General features: G+C 48.8%; 37 protein-coding genes and 1 pseudogene. 5 read left to right on the top strand and 33 right to left on the bottom strand.

What is annotated here, in order from left to right; genetic code table 11:
- Positions 1-120: 120 nt before the first annotated feature.
- Together QRY16_RS19285 and dprA are read right to left on the bottom strand one after the other, a co-directional pair.
- Positions 121-516: pseudogene (locus QRY16_RS19285) on the bottom strand (DUF494 family protein); the annotation flags it as partial.
- A complete protein-coding gene (gene dprA / locus QRY16_RS19280; protein ID WP_289777707.1) occupies positions 488-1,612 on the bottom strand; it encodes a DNA-protecting protein DprA in 1,125 nt (374 codons plus the stop codon). The pseudogene QRY16_RS19285 and the gene dprA, both read right to left, overlap by 29 nt.
- Before the next feature lie 115 nt (positions 1,613-1,727).
- On the opposite strand from dprA, the gene def reads away from it, so the two are divergent.
- The 5 genes from def (at position 1,728) to mscL (ending at position 6,473) form a co-directional block, all read left to right on the top strand.
- The gene (gene def / locus QRY16_RS19275; RefSeq protein ID WP_193405659.1) at positions 1,728-2,240 is read left to right on the top strand and encodes a peptide deformylase; all 513 of its coding nucleotides are present in this window, start codon (positions 1,728-1,730) and stop codon (positions 2,238-2,240) included.
- 20 nt (positions 2,241-2,260) lie between these two features.
- Positions 2,261-3,205 carry a methionyl-tRNA formyltransferase gene (gene fmt, locus QRY16_RS19270; protein WP_289777706.1) on the top strand — a complete coding sequence of 315 codons (945 nt, stop codon included), beginning with the start codon at positions 2,261-2,263 and terminating at the stop codon, positions 3,203-3,205.
- Positions 3,206-3,253: 48 nt separating this feature from the next.
- Positions 3,254-4,555 (top strand): 16S rRNA (cytosine(967)-C(5))-methyltransferase RsmB, encoded by a 1,302-nt coding sequence (gene rsmB / locus QRY16_RS19265; RefSeq protein ID WP_193405657.1) that lies wholly within the window; start codon positions 3,254-3,256, stop codon positions 4,553-4,555.
- 18 nt (positions 4,556-4,573) lie between these two features.
- A complete protein-coding gene (trkA, locus tag QRY16_RS19260; RefSeq protein ID WP_289777705.1) occupies positions 4,574-5,950 on the top strand; it encodes a Trk system potassium transporter TrkA in 1,377 nt (458 codons plus the stop codon).
- 112 nt (positions 5,951-6,062) lie between these two features.
- Positions 6,063-6,473 (top strand): large-conductance mechanosensitive channel protein MscL, encoded by a 411-nt coding sequence (gene mscL, locus QRY16_RS19255; protein ID WP_289777704.1) that lies wholly within the window; start codon positions 6,063-6,065, stop codon positions 6,471-6,473.
- Positions 6,474-6,825: 352 nt separating this feature from the next.
- Here the strand turns inward: mscL and QRY16_RS19250 are convergent, their stop codons facing one another.
- The 31 genes from QRY16_RS19250 to bfd form a co-directional block, all read right to left on the bottom strand.
- Positions 6,826-7,194, bottom strand: a complete 369-nt coding sequence (locus tag QRY16_RS19250; RefSeq protein ID WP_289777703.1) for a DnaJ family domain-containing protein — start codon at positions 7,192-7,194, stop codon at positions 6,826-6,828.
- A 98-nt stretch (positions 7,195-7,292) separates the two neighbouring features.
- Entirely contained in the window at positions 7,293-7,679 is a 387-nt protein-coding gene (rplQ, locus tag QRY16_RS19245) for a 50S ribosomal protein L17 (protein ID WP_009087575.1), read from the bottom strand.
- Between the two features lie 40 nt (positions 7,680-7,719).
- A complete protein-coding gene (locus QRY16_RS19240; RefSeq protein WP_289777702.1) occupies positions 7,720-8,709 on the bottom strand; it encodes a DNA-directed RNA polymerase subunit alpha in 990 nt (329 codons plus the stop codon).
- Positions 8,710-8,734: 25 nt separating this feature from the next.
- A complete protein-coding gene (rpsD, locus tag QRY16_RS19235; protein WP_193405652.1) occupies positions 8,735-9,355 on the bottom strand; it encodes a 30S ribosomal protein S4 in 621 nt (206 codons plus the stop codon).
- Between the two features lie 34 nt (positions 9,356-9,389).
- Positions 9,390-9,779 carry a 30S ribosomal protein S11 gene (gene rpsK / locus QRY16_RS19230; RefSeq protein WP_004160563.1) on the bottom strand — a complete coding sequence of 130 codons (390 nt, stop codon included), beginning with the start codon at positions 9,777-9,779 and terminating at the stop codon, positions 9,390-9,392.
- A gap of 16 nt (positions 9,780-9,795) precedes the next feature.
- Positions 9,796-10,152, bottom strand: coding sequence for a 30S ribosomal protein S13 (gene rpsM, locus QRY16_RS19225; RefSeq protein ID WP_193405651.1), 357 nt, complete (start codon positions 10,150-10,152; stop codon positions 9,796-9,798).
- A 146-nt stretch (positions 10,153-10,298) separates the two neighbouring features.
- The gene (rpmJ, locus tag QRY16_RS19220; RefSeq protein WP_004160566.1) at positions 10,299-10,415 is read right to left on the bottom strand and encodes a 50S ribosomal protein L36; all 117 of its coding nucleotides are present in this window, start codon (positions 10,413-10,415) and stop codon (positions 10,299-10,301) included.
- 32 nt (positions 10,416-10,447) lie between these two features.
- Complete coding sequence (gene secY / locus QRY16_RS19215; protein ID WP_193405650.1) at positions 10,448-11,779, bottom strand: preprotein translocase subunit SecY; 1,332 nt, start codon at positions 11,777-11,779, stop codon at positions 10,448-10,450.
- Between the two features lie 7 nt (positions 11,780-11,786).
- A complete protein-coding gene (gene rplO / locus QRY16_RS19210) occupies positions 11,787-12,221 on the bottom strand; it encodes a 50S ribosomal protein L15 (RefSeq protein WP_193405649.1) in 435 nt (144 codons plus the stop codon).
- Between the two features lie 3 nt (positions 12,222-12,224).
- Complete coding sequence (rpmD, locus tag QRY16_RS19205; RefSeq protein ID WP_193405648.1) at positions 12,225-12,404, bottom strand: 50S ribosomal protein L30; 180 nt, start codon at positions 12,402-12,404, stop codon at positions 12,225-12,227.
- A 5-nt stretch (positions 12,405-12,409) separates the two neighbouring features.
- Positions 12,410-12,910, bottom strand: a complete 501-nt coding sequence (gene rpsE, locus QRY16_RS19200) for a 30S ribosomal protein S5 (RefSeq protein ID WP_193405647.1) — start codon at positions 12,908-12,910, stop codon at positions 12,410-12,412.
- 14 nt (positions 12,911-12,924) lie between these two features.
- Entirely contained in the window at positions 12,925-13,278 is a 354-nt protein-coding gene (rplR, locus tag QRY16_RS19195; protein WP_013027463.1) for a 50S ribosomal protein L18, read from the bottom strand.
- A gap of 9 nt (positions 13,279-13,287) precedes the next feature.
- Positions 13,288-13,821, bottom strand: a complete 534-nt coding sequence (gene rplF, locus QRY16_RS19190; protein WP_193405646.1) for a 50S ribosomal protein L6 — start codon at positions 13,819-13,821, stop codon at positions 13,288-13,290.
- 12 nt (positions 13,822-13,833) lie between these two features.
- Positions 13,834-14,226 (bottom strand): 30S ribosomal protein S8, encoded by a 393-nt coding sequence (rpsH, locus tag QRY16_RS19185; protein WP_193405645.1) that lies wholly within the window; start codon positions 14,224-14,226, stop codon positions 13,834-13,836.
- Positions 14,227-14,258: 32 nt separating this feature from the next.
- Positions 14,259-14,564 carry a 30S ribosomal protein S14 gene (gene rpsN / locus QRY16_RS19180; RefSeq protein WP_006120592.1) on the bottom strand — a complete coding sequence of 102 codons (306 nt, stop codon included), beginning with the start codon at positions 14,562-14,564 and terminating at the stop codon, positions 14,259-14,261.
- Between the two features lie 14 nt (positions 14,565-14,578).
- The gene (gene rplE, locus QRY16_RS19175; RefSeq protein ID WP_031376676.1) at positions 14,579-15,118 is read right to left on the bottom strand and encodes a 50S ribosomal protein L5; all 540 of its coding nucleotides are present in this window, start codon (positions 15,116-15,118) and stop codon (positions 14,579-14,581) included.
- 14 nt (positions 15,119-15,132) lie between these two features.
- Entirely contained in the window at positions 15,133-15,447 is a 315-nt protein-coding gene (rplX, locus tag QRY16_RS19170; protein WP_099707334.1) for a 50S ribosomal protein L24, read from the bottom strand.
- A gap of 10 nt (positions 15,448-15,457) precedes the next feature.
- Complete coding sequence (gene rplN / locus QRY16_RS19165) at positions 15,458-15,829, bottom strand: 50S ribosomal protein L14 (RefSeq protein WP_006120590.1); 372 nt, start codon at positions 15,827-15,829, stop codon at positions 15,458-15,460.
- A 168-nt stretch (positions 15,830-15,997) separates the two neighbouring features.
- Positions 15,998-16,252, bottom strand: coding sequence for a 30S ribosomal protein S17 (rpsQ, locus tag QRY16_RS19160; RefSeq protein ID WP_006120589.1), 255 nt, complete (start codon positions 16,250-16,252; stop codon positions 15,998-16,000).
- The gene (rpmC, locus tag QRY16_RS19155) at positions 16,252-16,443 is read right to left on the bottom strand and encodes a 50S ribosomal protein L29 (RefSeq protein ID WP_003850146.1); all 192 of its coding nucleotides are present in this window, start codon (positions 16,441-16,443) and stop codon (positions 16,252-16,254) included. Before rpmC ends, rpsQ begins: the two co-directional genes overlap by 1 nt.
- A complete protein-coding gene (rplP, locus tag QRY16_RS19150) occupies positions 16,443-16,853 on the bottom strand; it encodes a 50S ribosomal protein L16 (protein WP_008927134.1) in 411 nt (136 codons plus the stop codon). The genes rpmC and rplP overlap by 1 nt, the downstream gene beginning before the upstream one ends.
- A 12-nt stretch (positions 16,854-16,865) precedes the next feature.
- Positions 16,866-17,564, bottom strand: a complete 699-nt coding sequence (gene rpsC, locus QRY16_RS19145; RefSeq protein WP_193405643.1) for a 30S ribosomal protein S3 — start codon at positions 17,562-17,564, stop codon at positions 16,866-16,868.
- A 17-nt stretch (positions 17,565-17,581) separates the two neighbouring features.
- Positions 17,582-17,914 carry a 50S ribosomal protein L22 gene (gene rplV, locus QRY16_RS19140; protein WP_046289651.1) on the bottom strand — a complete coding sequence of 111 codons (333 nt, stop codon included), beginning with the start codon at positions 17,912-17,914 and terminating at the stop codon, positions 17,582-17,584.
- Positions 17,915-17,927: 13 nt separating this feature from the next.
- A complete protein-coding gene (gene rpsS / locus QRY16_RS19135) occupies positions 17,928-18,206 on the bottom strand; it encodes a 30S ribosomal protein S19 (protein ID WP_001138115.1) in 279 nt (92 codons plus the stop codon).
- A 16-nt stretch (positions 18,207-18,222) separates the two neighbouring features.
- Entirely contained in the window at positions 18,223-19,044 is an 822-nt protein-coding gene (gene rplB, locus QRY16_RS19130; RefSeq protein WP_130832211.1) for a 50S ribosomal protein L2, read from the bottom strand.
- A gap of 17 nt (positions 19,045-19,061) precedes the next feature.
- Positions 19,062-19,364 (bottom strand): 50S ribosomal protein L23, encoded by a 303-nt coding sequence (gene rplW / locus QRY16_RS19125; protein WP_031377828.1) that lies wholly within the window; start codon positions 19,362-19,364, stop codon positions 19,062-19,064.
- Positions 19,361-19,966 carry a 50S ribosomal protein L4 gene (gene rplD / locus QRY16_RS19120; protein WP_193405640.1) on the bottom strand — a complete coding sequence of 202 codons (606 nt, stop codon included), beginning with the start codon at positions 19,964-19,966 and terminating at the stop codon, positions 19,361-19,363. The genes rplW and rplD overlap by 4 nt, the downstream gene beginning before the upstream one ends.
- A 10-nt stretch (positions 19,967-19,976) precedes the next feature.
- Positions 19,977-20,606: a 50S ribosomal protein L3 gene (gene rplC, locus QRY16_RS19115; RefSeq protein WP_193405639.1), complete on the bottom strand. Its 630-nt coding sequence runs from the start codon at positions 20,604-20,606 to the stop codon at positions 19,977-19,979.
- Positions 20,607-20,638: 32 nt separating this feature from the next.
- Positions 20,639-20,950: a 30S ribosomal protein S10 gene (gene rpsJ, locus QRY16_RS19110; RefSeq protein ID WP_001181005.1), complete on the bottom strand. Its 312-nt coding sequence runs from the start codon at positions 20,948-20,950 to the stop codon at positions 20,639-20,641.
- Positions 20,951-21,470: 520 nt separating this feature from the next.
- Entirely contained in the window at positions 21,471-21,944 is a 474-nt protein-coding gene (bfr, locus tag QRY16_RS19105) for a bacterioferritin (RefSeq protein ID WP_289777701.1), read from the bottom strand.
- A 109-nt stretch (positions 21,945-22,053) separates the two neighbouring features.
- A complete protein-coding gene (gene bfd, locus QRY16_RS19100) occupies positions 22,054-22,248 on the bottom strand; it encodes a bacterioferritin-associated ferredoxin (protein WP_193405637.1) in 195 nt (64 codons plus the stop codon).
- Between the last annotated feature and the right edge of the window lie 182 nt (positions 22,249-22,430).

The raw sequence follows: 22,430 nt of genomic DNA, 5'->3' as shown, positions 1-22,430 counted from the left end.
CCAATGGCCACGTTACTTGATGGAAAACGGGTCTGGGCAGAAAAGAATCTGAACCAGATTTAATCTGACAGACACCTGTATAAATAACCGGTAACTGTCAGATCAGGTCTGAGCTAGTACAAATAATACCATCAATATCACCCACTTAAGATCCTCCAGATCGAAATCAGGAGTATCAAGCGCCATGACGCGTTCAATGACCATTTCACGCGTTTCCAGGTTCAATACCTGAATTTGTTCCAGAAACAGTAGGAACCCGCGGCTTTCGGCATCTAAACGTTTGCTCTCTTCATTTGTATAGATACGCATTGAGAGCGGATCGTTTGCCAGCAAAATGGGCTCGACGAGTCCTTCCTGATAGTCTGCCAGCTTCTCCAGCCAGCTCAACGCATTGTAAATATCTTCACGATGAAAACCGGCATCCGTCAAGTCGTCTGTCAATCTGTCCTGATCAACACCCATTTCTGCTTCGTTGTGGATATATGTCTCAAACAAGTACATGAGTACATCGAACATGGCATGCCCTCCTCAATCGGACATAGCCGCCGGGTACAGCTGCGATCCATCCTGCTAACTCCAGCTCCAGCAATTGAGCTGAGATCACTGGCACAGGTTGGCCGGCACGTTCAGCGACGACGTCAACAGGTGTAACCTCATCACCTACGTTAGCCAACACATCGGCAAATGGCAATGGAGCATTGACACTGTCATCAGAATATATTTCTTCTGAATGTGTGACAGGTATCCAGTTCAGCGTGCTGTGTAAATCTTCGATAATGTTATTAGGATGCGCCACCAGCATCGCCCCTTGCTGAATAAGCCAGTTTGTACCTTCACTGCTCGGGTTACCCAGCGGACCCGGCACGGCATAGACATTACGATTTTGTTCAAGAGCATAACGCGCGCTAACCAGCGAACCACTTTTAAGTGTAGCTTCCACGACTAATACCCCCTGGCTTAGCCCGCTGATAATGCGATTCCGTCGTGGAAAATGGGACGCTTGTGGCGGTGCATCAAGCGGGAATTCAGAGATGAGCGCTCCGCCTTTAGTCACGATCTCCTCGGCTAACAAGCCGTGGTTTTTGGGATAAAGATGCCGGATACCACTACCTAACACGGCCACCGTCTTGCCTTCAGCATTAAGCGCAGCCCGATGAGCGACCCCATCAACGCCCCGGGCTAATCCACTGGTAATGGTTAAACCGCTTAACGCTAAATTTTGCGTAAACCAGTCGCACCAGTGACGTCCATAGTGCGAGCAGTTCCGACTGCCAACCACAGCCAGCTGCGGTGTATTTAAAACCTCGGGATCACCTTTAATATAGAGTACCGGCGGATAGCGATTAATCTCTGCAAGCATGGCTGGATAATGGTCATCAAGCGCGGTGAGCAAATGATGTATGTGACTGCTGGCGAGCCGGTTTTGCACAGCATCCAATGCAGCTTCAGGAAACTTTAGAAATTGATGCCGCTGATGTTCATCAAATCCAAGCTGTGACAAAGCTTTAGTATGGTCCTCTGCATGTAGCAGGTGATTTACTGCCTCGGTCCAACGTTTCCCTACCATTCCGCTTACTGCGGCCAGTCGCAAACACAGCGCCATCTTTTCCATTCTTGCATCCACTTTTACTCAGACTTCCTGCAGGGGAATGCTGTCAATCAGGCCCTAAAAAGTCTACAATATGAGGCAGTAAACTTTAATTAATCGAATAAAGATCTGGAAAATTATGTCAGTTTTGCAGGTATTACATTTCCCTGACGAGCGTCTCCGCAAAATTGCCGCGCCCGTTAAAGAAGTTAATGCAGATATTCAGCGTATTGTGGATGATATGTTTGAAACCATGTACGCCGAAGAAGGTATTGGCCTGGCCGCTACGCAAGTGGATATTCATCAACGCATCATTGTTATTGACGTATCTGAAAGTCGTGAAGAACGTCTGGTGCTGATTAATCCTGAATTGCTGGAAAAAAGTGGTGAGACCGGAATTGAGGAAGGCTGCCTTTCCATTCCCGATCAACGCGCCTTTGTGCCGCGCGCAGAATTCGTAAAAGTGCGTGCTCTTGATCGCGATGGTAATAGCTTTGAGCTAGAAACTGGCGACTTGTTAGCAATCTGCATCCAACATGAAATTGATCATCTGAATGGCAAATTGTTCATTGATTATCTGTCGCCGCTGAAACGCCAGCGCATCAAAATGAAGTTAGAGAAGCTGGCGCGTCAAAACGCGCGGGAAGCTTAAGCGCCTCAGAAGGGATAAACGTGTCTGCCCCATTAAAAATCATTTTTGCTGGCACCCCTGACTTTGCAGCGCGTCACCTTGACGCGCTGCTTGCTTCTGAACATCAGGTGGTGGGGGTCTTCACCCAACCCGATCGCCCCGCAGGCCGCGGAAATAAGCTAACGCCAGGGCCGGTAAAAGTATTAGCTCAGGCAAACGGCATTCCGGTCTTTCAACCTAAATCGTTACGTCCTGAGGAAAACCAACAATTAGTTGCCGATCTTCAGGCTGACGTGATGGTTGTAGTGGCTTACGGATTGATTCTGCCAAAGGCGGTCCTTGCTATGCCGAGGCTAGGATGTATTAACGTGCACGGTTCATTGCTGCCACGCTGGCGTGGCGCTGCGCCGATCCAACGTGCGTTATGGGCGGGAGATACGAATACTGGCGTGACCATCATGCAGATGGATGTCGGTCTGGATACCGGTGATATGTTATATAAACTTGCCTGTCCTATCACTGATGAAGATACCAGCGCAACGCTTTATGACAAACTGGCACAACTCGGCCCACAAGGTTTGCTTGACACTTTAGCGCAGCTTACTGCCACTAGTATTCATCCGGTAAAGCAGGATGAAGCATTGGCTAATTATGCCGACAAGTTGAGTAAAGAAGAGGCACGTCTCGACTGGCAGCTATCTGCTGCACAACTTGAGCGCTGCATCCGTGCTTTCAACCCTTGGCCTATGAGCTTTTTTATCATTGATGAGCAGCCGGTTAAAGTTTGGCAAGCCAGTGTACTTCCGCATATCAACAGACAGCCCGGCGAAGTTATCCAGGCTGATAAGCAAGGCATTCAGATAGCTACCGCAGAGGGTGTGCTCAATCTGCTCCGGGTTCAGCCGGCAGGTAAAAAGCCGATGTCGGCTCATGACTTACTCAACTCGCGCCGTGAATGGTTTGAACCCGGCACTCTTCTGGACTGACTATTTAGCCCGGTAACGACCGGGCTTTTTATTGACGACAAAACTCCTATGAACAAATCAATTAACCTACGTAGTCTTTCAGCTCAGCTGATCGAACGTGTGATCGATAAGGGCGAATCGCTCAATACCGTGCTACCTCATGCTCAGAAAAAGCTGTCGGATAAAGACAGCGCGTTAGTGCAAGAAATCTGCTTCGGTGTATTGCGTACGTTGCCACAGCTGGAAGCGCTGATTGGTAAATTGATGGAGCGCCCTCTGACGGGCAAGCAGCGTGTTTTACATTACCTGATCATGGTCGGGCTATATCAATTGCTCTATACACGCGTTCCTGCTCATGCTGTCCTGGCAGAAACCGTTGCGGGTGCCGAAGTATTAAAACGCAGCAGCTTGAAAGGTCTGTTAAACGGTGTGCTTCGTCAGTTCCAGCGTCAACAGGATGAATTACTCGCCAGTATACAAGACGGTCCGCAGCGTTATCTTCATCCCGACTGGTTATTGAAACGGCTACAGACAGCCTGGCCGGCTCACTGGCAGCAAATAATTGAAGCGAATAATATTCGTCCGCCAATGTGGCTCCGCGTAAACCGGCAGCATCACTCCCGTAATAGCTGGCTTGCGTTACTGGCTGAAAATGAAAAAACAGCCAATATTGACACCGAGGTGCCTGAAGCGTTGCGACTTGATTCGCCCGCGCCAGTGAGTCAGCTCCCAGGTTTTGAGCAAGGCTGGGTAACCGTGCAAGATGTCTCAGCGCAACGCTGTGCCTTGTTTTTAGAACCGCAAAATGGCGAATCCATTCTCGATCTCTGTGCTGCGCCGGGGGGAAAAACGACGCATATTCTGGAGATTGCCCCTGAAGCGAAGGTACTCGCCGTAGACGTAGATGCTCAGCGCCTCACGCGTGTGCACGAGAATTTACAGCGCCTTGGTATGCAGGCTGAGGTAAAACAGGGTGACGGTCGTACGCCTCAAGCCTGGTGCGGAACACAACAATTTGATCGAATTTTACTTGATGCACCCTGTTCGGCTACCGGTGTGATTCGTCGACACCCTGACATTAAATGGCTGCGCCGCGATCGGGATATTGCCGAACTGGCAAAGCTGCAGTGCGAAATTCTTGACGCCGTCTGGACTCATCTTAAGCCGGGTGGGACGCTATTATATGCAACCTGTTCCGTCCTTCCCGAAGAGAATGAGATGCAGATAAGTGCGTTCCTTGAGCGACACCATAACGCTGTCGCGTTTTCACTTTCCGGTGCGCCTGAAACAGGACTACAGGTATTTCCTGCCGCTGATGGAGGCGACGGTTTCTTCTACGCTAAGCTAATGAAAAAACCAGGCACTAATTGAGATGAGTATTCTTAAGCGATGAAAATCATTATTCTTGGTGCCGGTCAGGTCGGCGGCACGCTGGCAGAGAATCTGGTCGGCGAAAATAACGATATTACCGTTGTTGATACGGATTCAACCCGCCTTCGTCAGTTACAGGATAAATTCGATCTGCGTGTCGTTCAGGGCCATGGTTCTCATCCGCGTGTTTTGCGCGATGCCGGTGCCGAGGACGCTGACATGTTGGTTGCTGTCACTAATTCTGACGAAACCAATATGATTGCCTGTCAAATCGCCTATTCACTTTTCAATACGCCTAATCGTATTGCACGTATTCGTGCGGCTGATTATTTACGTGATGCGGAAAAATTATTTATTCCAGAAGCGGTGCCGATCGATCATCTGATTTCCCCTGAGCAATTAGTGATCGACAATATTTATCGCCTGATTCAATATCCTGGCGCACTTCAAGTGGTTAATTTTGCTGAAGGAAAAGTCAGCCTTGCCGTAGTAAAAGCCTATTATGGCGGCCCTTTGGTTGGCAATCCGCTTTCTATTCTGCGTGACCATATGCCGCATATTGATACGCGTGTTGCCGCGATTTTCCGTCAGGATCGCCCTATCCGTCCCCAGGGTTCCACTATTGTTGAAGCAGGTGATGAAGTTTTCTTCATTGCTGCCAGCCAAAATATTCGTGCCGTTATGAGCGAAATGCAGCGGCTGGAAAAGCCTTATAAACGCATTATGCTAGTGGGCGGTGGAAATATTGGCTTTGGCCTGGCACAAAAGCTTGAAAAAAATTACAGCGTCAAATTAATTGAACGTAATCCGCAGCGTGCCGCTGAGCTCGCTGAACAGCTTCAGGATACGATCGTTTTTTACGGAGATGCGTCAGATCAGGAATTACTGGCAGAAGAGCATGTTGATCAAGTCGACTTGTTTATTGCGGTAACCAATGATGATGAAGCAAATATCATGTCAGCAATGCTGGCAAAAAAAATGGGTGCCAAGAAAGTTATGGTGCTCATTCAGCGCCGTGCTTACGTCGATTTGGTGCAAGGAAGCGTTATTGATATTGCTATATCTCCGCAGCAGGCGACCATTTCCGCTTTGCTTGGACATGTGCGTAAAGCCGATATTGTCGGTGTTTCTTCTTTACGCCGTGGCGTTGCAGAAGCAATCGAGGCCATTGCGCACGGTGACGAAACAACCTCACGCGTGGTGGGACGTCCAATTGATGATATTAAGTTACCACCCGGTACGATTATTGGGGCGGTTGTACGTGGAGATGACGTCATGATTGCAAATGATAATTTGCGTATCGAACAAGGCGATCATGTCATTATGTTTTTAACGGATAAGAAATTTGTTCCAGACGTTGAGCGTTTGTTTCAACCTAGCCCTTTCTTCCTTTAACGGCTGTCTGTCAGAGGTCATATCAAGATAATTCCGTTAAATTTATCGTGATAATGGCAAATACAGGAAGCTTTGTTAAACTTTAGGGCATTGGCCAGGCAAGGAGATAAGAATGAGTTTATTCAAAGAGTTTCGTGATTTTGCAATGCGTGGGAATGTTGTCGATCTTGCAGTGGGTGTCATTATTGGTGCTGCGTTTGGCAAAATAGTTTCATCATTAGTTGCCAACATTATTATGCCCCCTCTGGGTTTATTGATTGGTGGTGTCGATTTTAAATCATTCAGTTGGGTGCTTAAACCAGCAGAAGGAACAACGCCAGCAGTAGTAATGGAATATGGTGTTTTCATTCAGACTGTATTCGATTTTATCATCGTCGCCTTCGCGATTTTCATTGCGATTAAACTAATGAATAAATTGTATAAGAAAAAAGAAGTTGAAAAGCCAGCACCTAAACCAAGCAATGAAGAAGTATTGCTTACTGAAATTCGTGATTTGCTGAAACAGCAAAGCACCAAAATCTAAAAAATAAGCCGCTCTATAGGAAGTGCGCTCTTTATTGAGACACATCAGGCGGTTATTTCCAGGCAGTAGAAGGCCAGAAATAAGACCCTTTCTTATTTCTGGCCTTTCATTTACTTCCTTCAATACTCCTCATTACGCTCAAATCTCGCTTGCTCTTTTTAATTGCGCGTCTTATGCACAGTCGGAAAAGGGCCTCATAGAACTGGCTTCGATAGCGTTGTTTTGGTGGTTTTATGTTTCTTCTTAATCGCTCCATCTGTAGAGCGATATGGCCCCGTTAACTTATTTTCGTTGAAGCGGATTACATGGCGTAACCCACACCAGGCCAGGCAATTTATTTAACACAACGCATTCATTTCTTCTCAAAACGCTGGTGAAGTGCGGCACCGTAATCACTATGAAGAAAGTCGGTGCTCATTCCCGTCTGACGAAGTCTACATTCCAGAAGTACTAACCGATTACGTTGTTCTGGAAAAGAGGGATCTTTTGGATCCAGCTGCTTAAGAAGATCATTGATCTCAATCGCCTCTCGACGCAGCTCTAACTCCGGTGGGAGAAAACCAGAATTTTTAAGTAGCCGATAGCCTGTCCTTAATTCGGAAGGAATATAGCTATCATCATCTAACTGCAAAGGCTTGCCTTCGCCGGGCAGATTACTTAATTCTCCTTTTTCCTGCGCGGCATGAATATGTTGCTCAGCAAGCTGGTCAATTAACCACATAAGCACCTCATAAACCGGTTAGATGATCAGCATAGTCAATACCCTAAATAGCAGGCAATAAAAAACCCGCCGAAGCGGGTTTTTTACGTTGCTACAGATTACTCTGCAGCAGCTTCTGCTTGAGCTTCTGGACGATCAACCAGCTCGATGTAAGCCATCGGTGCGTTGTCACCAGCGCGGAAGCCACACTTCAGAATACGAGTGTAACCACCTGCACGGCTCGCGAAGCGCGGGCCAAGTTCATTAAACAGTTTTGCCACGATCTCGTTATCACGAGTGCGGGCGAATGCCAGACGACGATTAGCTACGTTGTCGGTCTTGGCAAGAGTAATCAGCGGCTCAACTACGCGGCGCAACTCTTTGGCTTTCGGCAGAGTCGTCTTGATGATCTCATGACGAACCAAAGAGCCAGCCATGTTGCGAAACATAGCCTGACGATGGCTGCTGTTGCGGTTCAGTTGACGACCACTCTTACGATGGCGCATGACCTTATCCTTCTCAGTGAAACCTTAACCTGTGATCCGGTTATTCATCAGCAATGCTTGCCGGCGGCCAGTTCTCAAGGCGCATGCCTAAAGAAAGACCACGTGAGGCGAGCACATCTTTAATCTCGGTAAGAGATTTTTTACCCAGGTTAGGCGTTTTAAGCAGCTCAACCTCAGTACGCTGTACCAGATCACCGATGTAGTGGATAGCTTCTGCCTTAAGGCAGTTAGCAGAGCGGACAGTCAATTCCAAATCGTCAACTGGGCGCAGCAAGATCGGATCGAATTCTGGTTTTTCTTCTTTCACTTCTGGCTGACGTACATCGCGTAAGTCAACAAAAGCTTCCAGTTGTTCTGCCAGAATGGTAGCCGCACGACGAATCGCCTCTTCAGGATCGATTGTACCGTTGGTTTCCATTTCGATGACCAGCTTGTCCAGGTCGGTGCGCTGTTCTACACGCGCTGCTTCAACATTGTAGGCAATACGGTCTACAGGGCTATAGCAAGCGTCGACTAACAGACGTCCGATTGGGCGCTCATCTTCTTCCGAATGAATTCGGGCAGAAGCCGGCACATAACCACGACCACGCTGAACTTTGATACGCATGCTAATAGCCGCGTTTTCATCGGTCAGATGACAGATTACGTGCTGAGGCTTGACGATTTCAACATCACCATCATGGGTGATGTCGGCTGCAGTCACAGGGCCAATGCCAGATTTATTCAGGGTTAAGACAACTTCATCTTTGCCCTGAACTCTTACCGCCAGCCCTTTCAGGTTGAGCAGGATTTCCAGGATATCTTCCTGTACTCCCTCTTTGGTGCTGTACTCATGCAGTACACCATCAATTTCAACCTCGGTCACCGCGCAACCCGGCATGGAAGAAAGCAGAATACGGCGCAGTGCGTTACCAAGAGTATGGCCAAAGCCACGCTCTAACGGCTCAAGGGTCACCTTGGCGTGCGTCGAACTCACTTGCTCGATATCTACCAGGCGCGGTTTTAGAAACTCTGTCACAGAACCCTGCATTGTGTCCTCTCTTTGGTACTAAGCTTTACTTAGAGTAAAGCTCGACGATCAGGTGTTCGTTAATGTCCGCAGACAGATCAGTACGCTCAGGAATACGCTTGAACACACCTTCCATCTTAGTCGCATCAACTTCCAGCCAGGTTGGCTTTTCACGCTGCTCAGCCAGCTCCAGAGCGGCCTTCACGCGAGATTGCTTTTTGGCTTTCTCACGGATGCTAACGACATCATTCGGAGATACCTGATAAGAAGCGATGTTAACAACGCGGCCATTTACCAGAACAGACTTATGACTTACCAACTGACGCGCTTCTGCACGAGTGGCACCAAAGCCCATACGATAAACTACGTTGTCCAGACGGCCTTCCAGCAGAGCCAACAGGTTTTCACCAGTGTTGCCTTTCAGACGTGCTGCTTCTTTATAGTAATTACGGAACTGACGCTCAAGAACACCGTAGATACGACGAACTTTTTGCTTTTCACGTAACTGGCCGCCGTAATCAGACAGACGCGGTTTACGCGCACCATGCTGACCAGGGGCTTGATCAATTTTACACTTGGAATCAATCGCGCGAACGCCAGACTTAAGGAATAAGTCCGTGCCCTCACGACGGCTCAGCTTGAGCTTAGGACCCAAATATCTTGCCATTTTCTTTCTCCAACTATCCTAAAAAAACGGGGCGTTATACGCGACGTTTTTTCGGCGGACGACAACCGTTATGAGGGATAGGAGTCACATCAGTAATATTAGTGATGCGGAAACCAGCGGCGTTCAGAGCACGAATTGTTGATTCGCGACCCGGACCCGGACCCTTAACCATAACCTCCAGGTTCTTAATACCGTAATCTTTTACCGCTTCTGCACAGCGCTCTGCAGCAACCTGAGCAGCGAACGGGGTAGATTTACGTGAACCGCGGAAACCGGAACCACCGGCGGTTGCCCAACCCAGTGCGTTACCCTGACGATCAGTAATTGTAACGATGGTGTTGTTAAAAGAAGCATGGACATGAGCCACGCCATCTGAGACTTGTTTTCTTACACGCTTGCGTGCACGAACTGGTGCCTTTGCCATTATTTACTCACCCCGATTATTTCTTGATCGGTTTACGCGGACCCTTACGGGTACGTGCGTTGGTCTTAGTACGCTGACCGCGAACTGGCAGACCACGACGATGGCGCAAACCACGATAGCAACCAAGGTCCATAAGACGCTTGATGCTCAGGGTGATTTCACGGCGCAGATCACCTTCTACAACGAATTTAGCAACTGCATCACGCAGCTGGTCAATTTGTTCTTCAGACAGCTCACTGATCTTAACATTTTCAGCAATACCCGTTGCAGCGCAGATAGCTTTAGAACGGGTTTTACCGATACCGAAGATCGAAGTTAATGCGATAACGGTATGTTTTTGATCAGGAATGTTAATGCCTGCTATACGGGCCACTATGCACTCCTATAATTAAACAAGTACGTCCCATGCTGAAAAGCCCGTTTTCAGGATACTCAAATGGCAACGTACTGACATACAAAAGATTGGCTGGCTAATCTAGCCAGCTCAACCCGACTTTGCAAGAAAAATATGTGACAATATCAGCCTTGGCGTTGTTTATGCTTAGGCTCGGCGCTGCAGATCACACGAACGACACCGTCGCGACGAATGATTTTGCAGTTACGACATAATTTCTTGACGGAAGCACGAACTTTCATTTTTACTCTCCGTAACTTCTCAACCACCTGAATTAACGGCCGTAGCCCTTCAGGTTAGCTTTCTTCAATGCAGACTCATACTGACTTGACATCATCAGAGTTTGCACTTGAGCCATAAAGTCCATGATGACGACCACTACGATGAGCAGTGACGTACCGCCAAAGTAGAAGGGGACCTTCATCGCATCACGCATGAACTCCGGGATAAGGCAGATAAACGTAATGTACAAGGCGCCGATTAAGGTCAAACGAGTCATTACTTTATCGATATACTTCGCCGTTTGCTCTCCCGGACGAATTCCCGGTACGAATGCACCAGACTTCTTCAGGTTATCTGCTGTTTCACGCGGGTTGAAAACCAACGCCGTATAGAAGAAACAGAAGAAGATGATTGCAGTCGCATAGAGTAGCACATAAAGCGGCTGTCCTGGCTGCAAATACAGCGAAATTGTTGTCAGCCAGTTCCAACCGGTCCCGTTCCCAAACCACGATGCAATCGTCGCCGGAAAAAGGATGATGCTGGAAGCAAAAATAGCTGGGATTACGCCCGCCATATTCACTTTCAACGGTAAATGTGTGCTCTGTGCAGCGTATACACGGCGACCTTGTTGACGTTTGGCATAGTTCACCACAATGCGGCGTTGACCACGCTCAACGAAAATAACAAAGAAGGTCACTGCAAATACAAGAACTGCAACCAACAGCAACAGAAGGAAGTGCAGGTCACCTTGCCGTGCTTGCTCGATGGTATGGCCAATGGCCGGCGGCAGACCCGCAACAATACCCGCGAAGATAATGATCGAAATACCGTTACCGATACCCCGCTCAGTAATCTGTTCGCCCAGCCACATCAGGAACATTGTCCCTGAGACCAGACTTACAACAGCGGTAAAATAGAAAGCAAAGCCTGGATTCATTACCAGGCCCTGCATTCCAGGCATATTCGGTAAACCGGTAGCAATACCAATCGACTGGAATATGGCTAATACCAACGTACCGTAACGGGTATACTGGCTAATCTTACGACGGCCAGCCTCCCCTTCCTTCTTAATTTCCGCTAACGCCGGATGAACCACCGTTAATAACTGGATAATAATCGATGCCGAAATATACGGCATGATTCCCAGCGCGAAAATAGAAGCACGGCTGAGAGCACCACCAGAGAACATGTTAAACATTTCAATAATGGTGCCACGCTGTTGCTCAAGCAGTTTGGCAAGTACAGTGGCATCAATACCAGGGATTGGAATAAAAGAGCCAATACGGAAGACAATCAGTGCACCGATTACAAACAATAGTCTGCGTTTCAGTTCACCAAAGCCACCTTTGGCACTTTGAAAATCTAACCCCGGTTGTTTAGCCATCTGCTACTTATTCCTCAATTTTACCGCCAGCAGCTTCGATTGCAGCACGAGCACCTTTGGTGACACGTAAACCGCGAACCGTTACCGGTGCAGAAACTTCGCCAGAAAGAATTACTTTTACGAATTCAATCTGTACACCGACGATGTTGGCTGCTTTCAGCGTGTTCAGGTCTACAATACCGCCTTCAACTTTCGCCAGATCAGACAGACGAACTTCTGTCGTGATCATTGCTTTGCGAGAGGTGAAACCGAATTTTGGCAGACGACGGTACAGAGGCATCTGACCACCTTCGAAACCGCGACGTACGCCACCGCCAGAACGAGACTTCTGACCTTTGTGACCACGACCACCGGTTTTACCGAGGCCAGAACCAATACCACGACCCAAACGCTTAGGTGCGTGTTTAGACCCTTCGGCCGGAGACAGAGTATTTAAACGCATCTCTTACTCCTCCACTTTAACCATATAGGAAACCGCGTTAACCATACCGCGTACAGCAGGCGTATCTTCACGCTCAACGGTATGGCCAATACGACGCAGACCCAGGCCAACCAGAGTGGCTTTATGCTTAGGCAAACGGCCAATTGCACTGCGGGTTTGAGTGATTTTAATAGTGTTAGCCATCGTGATTACCCCAGAATTTCTTCAACGGATTTACCACGCTTGGCAGCGACCATTTCTGGAGAATTCATATTGCCCAGGCCATCAATAGTTGCACGAACCACGTTAATCGGGTTGGTAGAACCGTATGCTTTAGCCAGAACGTTATGAACTCCAGCGACTTCCAGGACGGCACGCATTGCACCACCGGCGATGATACCGGTACCTTCAGAAGCCGGCTGCATGAACACGCGGGAACCCGTATGCGCACCTTTAACAGGGTGCTGCAGAGTACCGTTGGTCAGCGCGACGTTAATCATATTGCGACGGGCTTTCTCCATCGCTTTCTGGATCGCTGCTGGAACTTCACGCGCTTTACCGTAACCAAAACCAACGCGGCCATTACCATCACCCACTACAGTCAGTGCGGTGAAAGAGAAAATACGACCACCTTTTACAGTTTTAGAAACACGATTTACCGCGATCAATTTTTCCTGCAGTTCGCCAGCTTGTTTCTCGATGTGTGCCATCTTAGACCTCTACCTTAGAACTGAAGGCCAGCTTCACGGGCAGCATCTGCCAGTGCCTGGACGCGACCATGATATTGGAAACCGGAACGGTCGAAAGAAACACCAGTGATGCCTTTTTCGATTGCGCGTTCTGCAATAGCTTTACCTACAGCAGCTGCGGCTTCTTTATTACCGGTAAACTTCAGTTGTTCAGTGATAGCTTTTTCTACAGTAGAAGCAGCGACCAGAACTTCGGAACCGTTCGGGGCGATTACCTGTGCGTAAATGTGACGCGGGGTACGATGTACCACCAGGCGAGTAGCACCCAGCTCTTTGAGCTTGCGACGTGCACGGGTCGCACGACGGATACGAGCAGATTTCTTATCCATAGTGTTACCTTACTTCTTCTTAGCCTCTTTGGTACGCACGACTTCGTCGGCGTAACGGACACCCTTGCCTTTGTAAGGCTCAGGACGACGGTAGGCGCGCAAGTTCGCTGCAACCTGGCCGATCAGCTGTTTATCCGCACCTTTCAGTACGATTTCAGTCTGAGTCGGACACTCTGCAGTAATACCCGCGGGCAGCTGGTGATCTACTGGATGAGAAAAGCCCAGTGACAGGTTAACCACGTTGCCTTTGATAGCAGCACGATAACCAACACCAACCAGCTGCAGCTTCTTAGTGAAGCCTTCGGTAACACCGATAACCATTGCGTTCAGCAGCGCGCGCGACGTACCCGCCTGCGCCCAGCCATCAACGAAACCTTCGCGAGGAGCAAAAGTCAGAGCGTTGTCAGCATGCTTAACTTCAACAGCATCATTGATAGTACGAGTCAGCTCGCCGTTTTTACCTTTAATCGAAATTACCTGACCGTTGAGTTTTACCTCTACGCCGGCAGGAACAACGACAGGTGCTTTAGCAACACGAGACATAGTATCCTCCGATTACGCTACGTAGCAGATAATTTCGCCACCAAGACCTGCCTGGCGCGCTGCACGATCAGTCATGACACCTTTAGATGTAGAAACTACAGCGATGCCCATACCAGCCATTACCTTTGGCAGCTCATCTTTTTTCTTATAGATGCGCAGGCCAGGACGGCTTACTCGCTGAATACTTTCTACAACAGCTTTGCCCTGGAAATACTTAAGGGTAAGTTCCAGTTCTGGCTTGATGTCGCCTTCGATTTTGAAATCTTCAATATAGCCTTCTTCTTTCAGCACGTTGGCAATTGCCAATTTCAGCTTGGAGGAAGGCATGATGACCGCAACTTTGTTTGCGGCCTGACCGTTACGGATACGGGTCAGCATATCCGCGATCGGATCTTGCATGCTCATCTGTGTTACTCCCGTGATTCAATTGGTGACAATTACCAGCTAGCCTTTTTAAGACCCGGAATTTCACCGCGCATTGCGGCTTCACGGACCTTGATACGGCTCAACCCAAACTTCCGCAGGAAACCGTGCGGACGACCTGTTTGACGACAGCGGTTACGCTGACGTGAAGGGCTGGAATCACGCGGCAGACTCTGCAGCTTAAGAACAGCATCCCAACGATCTTCGTCGGAAGCGTTCACATCAGAAATGATCGCTTTCAGTTCAGCGCGCTTTGCGAAGAATTTGTCTGCTAATTTCACACGCTTAACTTCGCGTGCTTTCATAGATTGCTTAGCCATTAAGTAACCCTACCTTACTTACGGAACGGGAAGTCAAAGGCAGCCAGCAGAGCACGGCCTTCATCATCAGATTTCGCAGTAGTGGTAATGGTAATATCCAAACCACGAACGCGATCGACTTTGTCATAGTCGATTTCTGGGAAGATGATCTGCTCACGTACACCCATGCTGTAGTTGCCACGACCATCGAATGACTTAGCGGACAAGCCACGGAAGTCACGGATACGCGGTACAGCAATAGTGATCAGACGCTCAAAGAACTCCCACATGCGCTCGCCACGCAGAGTTACTTTACAGCCGATCGGATAGCCCTGACGGATTTTGAAGCCTGCAACTGATTTGCGTGCTTTGGTGACTAACGGCTTTTGACCGGAGATTGCTGCCAGGTCAGCTGCTGCGTTATCCAGCAGTTTCTTGTCAGCGATCGCTTCACCTACACCCATGTTCAGGGTGATCTTCTCGACCCGAGGGACTTGCATGACAGAATTGTAGCCAAACTCTGTCATGAGTTTCTGGACTACTTCGTCTTTGTAGTAATCATGCAGTTTCGCCATCGTACTACTCCAAATTACTTGATAGTTTCGCTATTAGACTTGAAGAAACGGACTTTTTTACCGTCTTCGAACCTAAAGCCTACACGGTCAGCCTTACCAGTTGCCGTATTGAAGAGCGCAACGTTAGAAACCTGAATTGCAGCTTCTTTTTCAACGATGCCGCCTGGTTGGTTCAGAGCCGGAACCGGCTTCTGATGTTTCTTCACCAGGTTGATACCTTCAACAATGACCTTACCAGAAGACAGGACATTCTTAACTTTACCGCGCTTACCTTTATCTTTACCGGTTAACACGATAACTTCGTCGTTACGACGGATTTTAGCTGCCATTGTTCGCTCCTTAGAGTACTTCTGGTGCCAGAGAGATAATTTTCATGAACTTTTCAGTACGAAGTTCACGAGTTACCGGCCCAAAAATACGCGTACCGATAGGCTGCTCACTATTATTATTTAAAATAACGCATGCATTACCATCGAAGCGAATGACAGAACCGTCCGGGCGACGAACACCCTTCCTGGTGCGCACCACTACCGCCTTCAGGACATCACCTTTTTTCACCTTACCACGCGGAATTGCTTCCTTGATGGTAACTTTGATGATATCGCCGACGCCTGCGTAGCGACGGTGCGAGCCACCCAGAACCTTGATACACATTACGCGACGTGCACCGGAGTTGTCGGCGACGTTCAGCATAGTCTGTTCTTGGATCATTTTAGTGCTCCGCTAATGTCAACTACTACTTCGGGACCTAAACCTCAGGTCGTTAGAAAGCCCCATAATTGAGGGCGCGGCATTATAACACCGGTTCTCGCACATGGGTAGAAAAAATGAACGGCTCTTGCGAGCCGTTCATTCGATTTTTAAAGAGGGCAAATTCTATTACAGAATCGCTTTCTCTACAACGCGAACCAGCGTCCAGGATTTAGTCTTGGATAGTGGACGGCATTCGCGGATTTCGACCACGTCGCCAATACCACATTCGTTGTTCTCGTCATGGATGTGCAGCTTAGTCGTACGCTTAATGAATTTACCGTAGATCGGGTGCTTCACGAAACGTTCGATAGCAACAACTGCAGATTTCTGCATTTTGTCACTAACAACACGACCTTGCAGAGTACGGATTTTATCGGTCATTACGAACCCGCCTTCTCAGTCAGTAAAGTCTTAACGCGTGCAACATCACGGCGCACTTGCTTCAACAGATGGGTCTGCTGCAGCTGGCCAGATGCTGCCTGCATGCGCAGGTTAAATTGCTCACGCAGCAGATTAAGTAGCTCAGTGTTCAGCTCTTCAACGCTTTTTTCACGCAGCTCAGTTGCTTTCATTACATCACCGTCTTAGTTACAAAGGTGGTTTTGATAGGCAGTTTTGCTGCTGCCAGCTTGAATGCTTCACGGGCCAGCTCTTCTGGTACGCCGTCCATTTCATACAGGACTTTACCAGGCTGGATCAGGGCAACCCAATACTCTACGTTACCCTTACCTTTACCCATACGCACTTCCAGCGGCTTCTCGGTGATCGGTTTGTCCGGGAATACACGGATCCAGATCTTACCTTGACGCTTAACTGCACGGGTCATAGCACGACGTGCTGCTTCGATCTGACGAGCAGTCAGACGACCACGGCCAACAGCTTTCAGACCGAAAGTACCGAAGCTGACATCCGTACCGGCAGCCAGACCGCGGTTACGGCCTTTATGCACTTTACGGAATTTCGTACGCTTTGGTTGTAACATCAGCGACTCTCCTTACTTACGGCCTTTACGCTGCTGCTTTTTAGGTTGAGCAGCCGGTTCCGGTTGTTCAACAGCAGCCATACCACCCAGGATCTCACCTTTGAAGATCCATACCTTAACGCCGATTACACCATAAGTGGTGTGCGCTTCTGAGGTATTGTAATCAATGTCAGCACGCAGGGTGTGCAATGGCACGCGACCTTCACGATACCATTCGGTACGTGCGATCTCGGCACCGCCCAGACGGCCGCTAACTTCAACTTTGATACCTTTCGCGCCCAGACGCATGGCGTTCTGAACAGCACGCTTCATCGCACGACGGAACATCACACGACGCTCCAGCTGTGAAGTGATGCTATCAGCTACCAGTTTCGCGTCCAGTTCCGGTTTACGGACTTCGGCGATGTTAATCTGTGCAGGAACGCCAGCGATGTTCGCGACGACCATGCGCAGTTTTTCAACGTCTTCACCTTTTTTACCGATAACGATGCCCGGACGAGCGGTGTGAATGGTCACACGGATGCTCTTCGCTGGACGCTCGATAACGATACGAGATACAGACGCTTTAGCCAGTTCTTTAGTCAGGAACTGACGTACTTTAAAGTCGCTGTCCAGGTTGTCAGCGAATTCTTTGGTGTTCGCAAACCAGGTAGAGTTCCATGGTTTTACAATACCCAGGCGAATACCATTAGGATGTACTTTCTGACCCATTGCTAGTCTCCAGAGTCTCAGCGATCGGACACAACCACAGTGATGTGGCTGGTGCGCTTCAGGATGCGATCTGCACGACCTTTGGCACGCGGCATAATGCGTTTCATGGTCGGACCTTCATCAACGAAAATTTTCGTGATTTTCAGATCGTCGATATCAGCGCCATCGTTGTGTTCAGCGTTAGCAATGGCAGATTCCAGGACTTTCTTGACCAGTACAGCCGCTTTCTTATTGGTGTAGGTCAAAATGTCCAGAGCCTGCGACACTTTCTTACCGCGAATCAGGTCAGCCACCAGGCGAACCTTCTGAGCAGAAGAACGAGCATGGCGATGTTGAGCAATAGTTTCCATCTCTTCCTCCTACTTATTTCTTCTTGGCTTTTTTATCAGCCGCGTGACCGCGATAAGTACGTGTCGGCGCGAATTCACCTAGTTTGTGACCAACCATTTCGTCGGAAACAAAAACAGGAACGTGCTGACGACCATTATGGACAGCGATGGTCAAACCGATCATGTTAGGAAAGATCGTTGAACGACGGGACCAAGTGCGCAAAGGCTTCTTGTCACCGCTTTCCACCGCTTTCTCTACCTTCTTCAGCAAGTGCAGGTCAATAAAAGGACCTTTCTTGAGAGAACGTGGCATGGCTTATCCTCTAATATTATTTGCTACGGCGACGTACGATAAATTTATCGGTACGCTTGTTGCTACGGGTCTTCTTACCTTTGGTCTGAACGCCCCATGGAGTGACAGGGTGCTTACCAAAGTTACGACCTTCACCACCACCGTGCGGGTGATCAACGGGGTTCATCGCAGTACCACGAACGGTCGGACGAACACCACGCCAACGGGTTGCACCGGCTTTACCCAGAACGCGCAGCATATGCTCAGCGTTACCGACTTCGCCCAGCGTTGCGCGGCAGTCAGATTCGACTTTACGCATTTCACCTGAACGCAGACGCAAGGTTACGTAGGAACCTTCACGCGCAACGATCTGCACGTAAGCACCAGCAGAGCGAGCAATCTGTCCGCCTTTGCCTGGTTTCATTTCTACGTTATGAACGGTAGAACCTACTGGGATGTTACGCATCGGCAGAGTGTTACCTGCTTTGATCGCAGCATCAACGCCAGATTGAATCTGGTCGCCAGCTTTCAGGCCTTTAGGGGCCAGGATATAACGGCGTTCGCCGTCTTTGTACAGAACCAGTGCGATATTCGCAGAGCGGTTCGGATCGTACTCAAGACGTTCAACAACTGCCGGGATACCATCTTTGTTGCGTTTGAAGTCAACCAGACGGTAAGCCTGCTTATGACCACCACCGATGTGACGGGTAGTGATACGACCGTTGTTGTTGCGGCCACCGGATTTGCTGTTTTTTTCCAGCAACGGGGCAAACGGCTTGCCCTTGTGCAGCTCTGGGTTCACCACTTTAACTACGTGACGACGACCCGGAGATGTCGGTTTACATTTAACAACTGCCATTGTCTTTCTCCTCCGACTTACTCAGCGCCGCCGACGAAGTCCAGATTCTGGCCTTCTTTCAGGGTGACGTAAGCTTTTTTCCAGTCGCTACGACGACCGATACGCTGTCCGTGACGCTTAACTTTACCCTTAACAACCAGGGTGTTTACGTCTTTAACTTCTACTTCGAACAGTTTCTCAACAGCAGCAACGATCTCTGCTTTAGTCGCGTCATTAGCTACTTTGAGTACGATGGTATTGGTTTTTTCCATCGCGCTAGATGCCTTTTCAGATACGTGCGGCGCGCGCAGTACTTTCAGCAGACGTTCTTCACGGATCATGCCAGCATCTCCTCAACTTGCTTAACTGCATCAGCAGTCATAACGACTTTGTCGAAGGCGATCAGGCTAACTGGGTCGATACCCGCTGCATCACGCACGTCTACCTTGTACAGGTTACGCGCAGCCAGGAACAGATTCTCATCCAGTTCACCGGTAATGATCAGCACGTCTTCCAGCGCCATGTCTTTCAGTTTCTGTACCAGCAGCTTGGTTTTTGGTGCTTCTACAGCAAATGATTCGACAACGATCAGACGATCTTGACGTACCAGTTCGGACAGGATGCTTTTCAGCGCGCCGCGGTACATCTTTTTGTTAACTTTTTGACTGTGGTCTTGTGGCTTCGCAGCGAAGGTCACGCCACCTGAACGCCAGATCGGGCTCTTAACAGAACCTGAACGCGCACGGCCGGTGCCTTTCTGACGCCAGGGTTTTTTGCCTGAACCGGTTACTTCAGCGCGAGTTTTCTGCGCACGAGTACCCTGGCGGGCGCCTGATGCGTAAGCAACAACAACCTGGTGAACCAGCGCTTCGTTGAAATCACGACCGAAGGTAGTTTCGGAAACAGTCAGCGCGCTCTGCGCGTCTTTCAATACTAATTCCATTGCTATCCCCTTACGCCTTCACAGCTGGTTTAACAATCAGGTCGCTACCGGTTGCACCGGGAACTGCACCTTTAACCAGCAGCAGGTTGCGCTCAGCGTCAACACGTACTACATCCAGGCTCTGAACGGTTACGCGCTCATTACCCAGCTGACCTGCCATCTTCTTGCCTTTAAACACTTTGCCCGGAGTCTGGTTCTGACCAATAGAACCCGGTACGCGGTGAGACAAGGAGTTACCGTGTGTCGCGTCCTGGGTACGGAAGTTCCAGCGCTTAACGGTACCAGCGAAACCTTTACCTTTAGAGGTGCCAGTTACGTCAACTTTTTTAACTTCAGCGAAAATCTCAACGCTGATGCTCTGACCCACAGAATATTCTTCACCTTCAACAGTGCGGAATTCCCACAGACCACGGCCAGCTTCAACGCCAGCTTTAGCAAAATGACCAGCTTCAGGCTTGCTCACACGGTTTGCTTTTTTAGCACCGGTGGTAACCTGAATTGCCTGGTAACCATCGTTCTGCAGGCCTTTGACCTGAGTCACGCGGTTCGCTTCAACTTCGATTACGGTGACGGGGATAGATACGCCATCTTCAGTGAAGATGCGGGTCATGCCCACTTTTTTACCGACTAAACCAATCATTGTTTCAACCTCTCAATCGCTCGATGACCTGATTAACCCAGGCTGATCTGCACGTCAACACCGGCAGCCAGATCCAGACGCATCAGAGCATCAACGGTTTTTTCAGTTGGCTCAACGATGTCTACCAGACGCTTATGAGTGCGGATTTCGTACTGATCACGCGCATCTTTGTTAACGTGCGGAGAGATCAGAACGGTAAAGCGCTCTTTGCGGGTTGGCAGCGGGATCGGACCACGAACCTGCGCACCAGTGCGCTTGGCAGTCTCAACGATTTCCGCGGTTGATTGATCGATCAGACGATGATCAAACGCTTTAAGACGGATACGGATTCTTTGGTTCTGCATGAGACCAGAGCTCCAAACTTTTTATAGACGAAAAAAATTACTACTCGAACCCATTACGATTGATGGGAGAGTGTAATCGTTCAGCATATAACTCCCCAATTGGGAGTATTGTCAGACGACCCAAAAAATGCCGTCTACGATTCTGCTCGAATCGCGCCTAACAATATCGGTAGGCCCGCGCATTATACGTAAATTTGTTCAGGAAGCAACCCGCGTTCTGCTTTTAATTCCCTGCCCTGCTAAATGATTCCTGCTGGCTTTGGGTTATTTGCCAACATAAGCGGGAAGAGTAAATATGATTATCTCTTTGGCTGGTTTTGCCCAACCGCAATCTGCCGCCAGACATGCGTAACAGATACGCTAACGCATCAACGTCAATACACATCGTTTTCGACGCAATATTTTTGATTTTTCATTAAAAGAGAGTTATGACACCAGGCAAGTCGGGAAGGGTTAAACGCGCCCGCAATGGTCGGCTCTTACTATCACGGGCTGGGGACAGGCGTTACAGAAAACGGGCTTACTCGTCTTTGATTTGAGCCTGCAGATAATTTTGGATACCCATTTTTTGTATCAACTCAAGCTCGGTTTCCAGCCAGTCAATGTGATGTTCTTCTTCAGACAAGATTTCAATCATCATATCGCGACTGACGTAGTCGTGAACTTTATCTGCATAGGCGATAGCCTCACGTAAATCTTTTGCTCCCTCAAGCTCAAGCGCAAGGTCAGAGTTCAGCATTTCCGGCACATCTTCGCCTATCTTCAGTCTGCCCAGGTCTTGTAAGTTTGGGATACCCTCAAGAAACAGGATGCGCTCAATGTACTTATCCGCGTGTTTCATCTCATCAATGGATTCGTGATATTCAACATCGTTAAGCCGCATCAGGCCCCAGTTTTTGAACATACGTGCATGAAGAAAATATTGGTTGATTGCAACCAGTTCATTTCCTAGCAATTTATTGAGATAACTTATGATTTTAATGTCGCCCTTCATTTTGCTTCCTCCGCTACCAGTTAACTAGAGCGTAGATGCGTATAAAAAGAAGTCAAAAAAACGCGACAGAAAATGTGGGTATTAAGCAGGGATGTAAAAAAGCACGTCCTCAGATAGCTTCTTTATACAGCGGAACGTGCTGCATTTCTTCATCCATTATTTCACGGGTGGCGCGGATACATTTCCCGCATTGCTTTCCGACAGGAACGAGTTGACGCAACTGCTGGATAGATTTTGGCTGGTAACGGCGGACCGCTTCACGAATGGTTTTATCACTGATGGCATTACACAGGCAGACGTACATTTACTTTTCACTCTGGTACATTTTCTATACTCAGTGTAAATGCGAATGGTTTTTATTTCAAACCCAGGTTTTGTGGGGTAATACGCCTTCACTTAAAAGATAAAAAAAAGAGCACCGAAGTGCTCTTTTCTCAGTTGCAATGGCCGCTTTCACGGCCATTTAGGACATCACACTTAAGCGAT

The organism is Mixta mediterraneensis, assembly GCF_030283135.1.
Taxonomy (GTDB): domain Bacteria; phylum Pseudomonadota; class Gammaproteobacteria; order Enterobacterales; family Enterobacteriaceae; genus Pantoea; species Pantoea mediterraneensis.
Note: the sequence above shows the minus strand (reverse complement) of the source record. Positions and strands in the feature narration are given on the sequence as shown.